This window comes from Candidatus Hydrogenedentota bacterium, from assembly GCA_012523015.1.
Taxonomy (GTDB): Bacteria; Hydrogenedentota; Hydrogenedentia; order Hydrogenedentales; family CAITNO01; genus JAAYBJ01.
Genome location: JAAYJI010000330.1, coordinates 1 through 4,173, shown reverse-complemented (window position 1 = coordinate 4,173; position 4,173 = coordinate 1). Strand labels below are relative to the sequence as shown.

The window sequence follows — 4,173 nt, the reverse complement described above, 5'->3', positions numbered from 1 at the left end:
CAAAAGAATTCGCCGAAGGAGGCGCACTCATGAAACACACAAACCCTCCATAACAACCGGATCAAAAAACGGGGTGCTTGACAATTTATTCCGACTGTAATACAATGCATGTGGAGGATTAAATCTGCCTTTAATAGTTAAAGTTCATATAGCATGTGGATTAACGAAAAAGGAGACTTGGTATGGGTAACGTATTTATGCGTCCTCCCAACAAAATATCCCTATCAGTATGTGCGGCCTATGCTTTATTTCTAATCTTTGCCGTTGCCTTTTTTTGTGCTTGGTCTCCGTCCTATCTGTACCCCCTGTCTATGTTCCCAATATTGTTCTATCTACTATCTTTCTATAATCCACTGGGGGGCGGCCGTTTCGCGAGCGTTTGGATATGCCTTGCAGCCGTGGGTCTTTTCCAGCCCGTCGCAATTGTTGTAATTCGAATCTATGCGCGCAAGATGTATTTTATTGCTAAAGATATTGAGGCAGAAACTTACGCGTGGAATTTACTTCCTGTGGGATCTCCGGATTCTATTCCCCTACTCTATTTTCATCATTATATTTTGATCTGCTTATCCTATATTTTTTGTTTTTTTCTTGTCAAGGAATATATAAAAGAGCTTCGGGAAAATAAAAGGCGATATGGCAACTACGACTGGTTTGGCGAGCAAAAAATAAAGGAAAGGATACCGAAAATACCTCTCTCCTTATCTACACGCATGGGGATTATTCTTTTATTCCTGTTCTGGGCAGTAGTCTGTGGATCTCTGTATTTTTTCTTTGAAATAAATGTTTTCAGTGCTGAGTCTATTTATTTTGTTTGTTTTCTATTTATCTTTTTGGCATTGTCGGCTTTGTGGGAGGGGTACATCATATTGCAACTTCCTTTCACCACTTTATTTTACGCTATTTTTGACCTTATTGCAGCGTATCATCAAAAAAGTATTCTCTACGCTTTGACAAGACACATTAATCCTACGAATCCAATACCTTCGATCTCTTCTAAATATTTAGGCAGTGATTTTTTTAAACAGTATGTGCTTTCGCATAATGAACCGGAGTTCTACGGCAACATCATTTTGCCATGGATACAATCTGAACCCGAGAGGATAGGATATACTCCTTTGATTATAATTACCTTGTTAGTTCTGTGTTGTTTATATTTTTATTTCTTATCCAAAAAATATTCACATTATAGGGCTCCGGAAAATGAAATAGGCTCTGATCAGTGAGAATCTTCGTAACGCTTCAAAGGATTTCATTATGATGAAGGGGCGGCTCTACGGGACGGCTGCCGCGCGGGACGTGCTATCTTGCGAATTCATAGCCTTCCTGTTTACAATGAGGGGGTACGGAAACGATTGTATGAAGAAAACGGGCGGATAAAAATGGTCCGGCTCTTGGCAGCGCTGTTGTTCTTCTCCTGATCCCGGCGAAAAACAAATAGGATGTGTACGGCGGGTCGTGTGATTTTGCCGAGAGCGCGCAGACCACTGTCTTGTATCGATGACAGGTCGGCGGGAAAGTTTGTATTGGATTGCGTAGAAGCTGCTGCCTTGCCGGCAAAGCAAAATATCTTGGAGCTCGCTTCAAGAATGTCAAGGAGTTTAGGTGTTGAAACTGTCTGCTATTGCTCAAGAACTGGCGCTTGAGAATCTCACTTGGGAGCTTAGTCTCTCTGAAACTCCCGATATGTGTTGGGCATACGTATCTGACTTGTTGAGTGACGTGATGAATCATGCTCGCTGCGGCGGAGTCCTTGTCACGGTGCAGGTTCATTTAAATGTGGTAGCTGTTGCGGTGCACGCGAATTTGACGGCAGTGATTTTTGTGAATGGGCGGAAACCCGATGAAGCGACCCGCGCACGGGCGGTGCAAGAAAAGATCGTCCTCCTTTCATCGCGGGAAAGTGCCTTTGATGTTGCGGGAAAGTTGTACGCCCTTGGTCTGCGGGGCAACTCTCCATGCGCGTAATTGCAGCTGATTTGCATATCCACTCTGCACTTTCCCCTTGTGCCGATAAGGATATGACGCCGGAGACCATCGTCTATGCGGCTGTTGCCGCGGAGCTGGATGTGATCGCCCTGTGTGATCATAACAGTGCGGGTAACGGAGCGGCTGTGCAGGAGGCAGCGCAGGATTTTGCCGGTCCGTATCTGCAGGTCTTGGTGGGCATGGAAATCACGACGGCGGAGGAGGTGCACGTGTTGGGGCTTTTCCCCGATGCCCGGCAGGCGCAGGCTGCCTCAGCGGAGGTGGCACAGCATCTTCCCCTTGTCGGCGCGGCGGGCGACCCTTATGGGGAACAGCTGCTGCTGGACGCTAAGGGCAATCGCTGCGGTACCGTTGACCGCATGCTCTCTTTCGCGACAGATCTGGATCTGAACCAAACGGCCGCGCTCATACGCCGTTATGGAGGGCTCGTGATTCCTGCCCATTTTGATCGGCCCTCCTTTTCCATTACCAGCCAATTGGGGCTGCTTCCTGAGAATCTGCGCTTTGATGCACTGGAAATAACGGCTTTGGGGTATGTGGAAGGGCGGCACCTGCCTTATCTGGAGGAGGGGCACGCGTTGATCATGAACTCCGACGCCCATTACCTAAACGACGTGGGCCGTGCACGCTGCTATTTTGAGGTGGAAGAGCCCAGCTTCGGGGAAATAAAACGTGCCTTCCGAAGGGAGGCGGGGAGGAGGTCTTTCCTTGCGTGAACTATCCTTACACCTAATGGACATCATGGAAAATTCGATCCGTGCCAAGGCGGGGATCATTCGGCTGGGCATCAAACGGGAATTGTCTGAAGGGCTGTTGATCTTGAGTGTGGACGATGACGGGCCGGGCATGGATCTGTCTGCGGGTACCGCCCTGAATCCATTTTATACGACGAAACCGGGCAAGGTGACCGGCCTGGGTTTGAGCCTCTTTCAAAGTGCGGCGGAGCAGTGCGGCGGCAGCTTTCAATTGTCCCAATCAGAACTGGGCGGGCTCCGTGTGGAAGCCTCCTTCCTCTTTGATCATGTGGATCGCGCGCCTTTGGGGAAATTGGATGAGACCATGCAGGCGCTTGCTGTTTCCAATCCGGAAATACTATGGATCTGCCGTGTGGAAGGACCCGGCTACGCCGAGGATGTGATTCTGCAGACCCTCTTGTGTGAAGAACCGGAACGCTCCCTTTTTTCGGCGGCTATTGCTTTTGGGAAACGGATTCAGGAAGCGCTGAGTCATGGGCAAATCGTAACAGACTGAGGCGGCGCGTTTAGGGTATAGTGCTGAGGAGTGCGGCTCCCGCTTCATTGGCGATAAGGAGCATGGAACGGCTGCCTACTGCACTTTGATCCATAACCATGGCGCCGCCCGTCTCGGGGTGCAGCCCATAGATCCAATACCAATCGGCGGCCTGGATGTAGAGGAAGGCGGGGCGCGGCGTGGCGAAATCTTCGAAGAACGCACGGACTTGTTCTTCGAGACCCGCTTTAAAATCCAGCCAAAGAGGCTCGGCATAGTTCTTTTTGTGGATGGCTTCTTGCAGTGCTTCGTGCAGCGCTTCCAATTCTGTTTCGCTGATGGCGTTTATATCCTGCACTTCGATTTTGGTCTGTGCCTTGTTAATCACGCGGGAACATTCCTTTTGGAAACGTGCCATTTGCAAGGGTGTTAATCCGTGATCTTGGCTCAGGGGTACTTCCTTGGTAAAGAGTTCTTTAAACGGGTGCTTGGAATAAAAGATATATTCTTCACGGGCAAAACCAATGGTATATAAATCGAAATCGATTCCTTGATCAACCAAAGCGGCTACCGGCGCGCAAAAGAAGCGTGCCGATTTGTGGTTGTTCAGGCTTGGGAAAAACAAGGACGCGGCAAAGAAAGCCAAGATCGAAAAGATGCCCACCACATGAGCGGGAAGATAAAGGCGCTTGGCGGCGTAGAGCCGGTACAGGAGGAACAATCCGTAGATTGCGAGGATAAGAGAAAACAATGCCCATCCGTAATTCCAAAAGGCGCGGTAAGGGGTGGCGAAGAGCGCGAAGGGGGCGATGCTTAAGAGGAGGGGCAGGACTGCAAGGACGACGCCCATCCGATGCTGTGTTTTTCCCCAAGGTGTATCCATGAACTGCAACATGGCGGCGGCAAAAAGGATCGCGCAAGCGGGATATAAGGGGAGCAGATAGACGCTGCGTT

The 4,173-nt window shown here is 49.5% G+C and carries 5 protein-coding genes; 4 read left to right on the top strand and 1 reads right to left on the bottom strand.

The annotated features are described in order from the left end of the window. Positions 1-182: 182 nt before the first annotated feature. From GX117_14430 to GX117_14415, 4 genes are all read left to right on the top strand, one after another. Positions 183-1,226 carry a hypothetical protein gene (locus tag GX117_14430; protein NLO34527.1) on the top strand — a complete coding sequence of 348 codons (1,044 nt, stop codon included), beginning with the start codon at positions 183-185 and terminating at the stop codon, positions 1,224-1,226. A gap of 379 nt (positions 1,227-1,605) precedes the next feature. Further along, positions 1,606-1,968, top strand: a complete 363-nt coding sequence (locus tag GX117_14425) for a serine kinase (protein ID NLO34526.1) — start codon at positions 1,606-1,608, stop codon at positions 1,966-1,968. Further along, positions 1,959-2,705: a PHP domain-containing protein gene (locus GX117_14420; protein ID NLO34525.1), complete on the top strand. Its 747-nt coding sequence runs from the start codon at positions 1,959-1,961 to the stop codon at positions 2,703-2,705. The genes GX117_14425 and GX117_14420 overlap by 10 nt, the downstream gene beginning before the upstream one ends. Continuing rightward, positions 2,698-3,240 (top strand): ATP-binding protein, encoded by a 543-nt coding sequence (locus GX117_14415; protein ID NLO34524.1) that lies wholly within the window; start codon positions 2,698-2,700, stop codon positions 3,238-3,240. The genes GX117_14420 and GX117_14415 overlap by 8 nt, the downstream gene beginning before the upstream one ends. 10 nt (positions 3,241-3,250) lie before the next feature. Here GX117_14415 and GX117_14410 read toward each other — a convergent pair. After that, positions 3,251-4,173, bottom strand: a 923-nt coding sequence (locus tag GX117_14410; protein ID NLO34523.1) for a hypothetical protein, incomplete at its 5' end; no start/stop codon positions are given.

Coding starts and splice junctions, on each gene's coding strand:
- GX117_14430 (NLO34527.1), top strand. CDS start 183: ATGGGTAACGTATTTATGCGTCCTCCCAACAAAATATCCCTATCAGTA.
- GX117_14420 (NLO34525.1), top strand. CDS start 1,959: ATGCGCGTAATTGCAGCTGATTTGCATATCCACTCTGCACTTTCCCCT.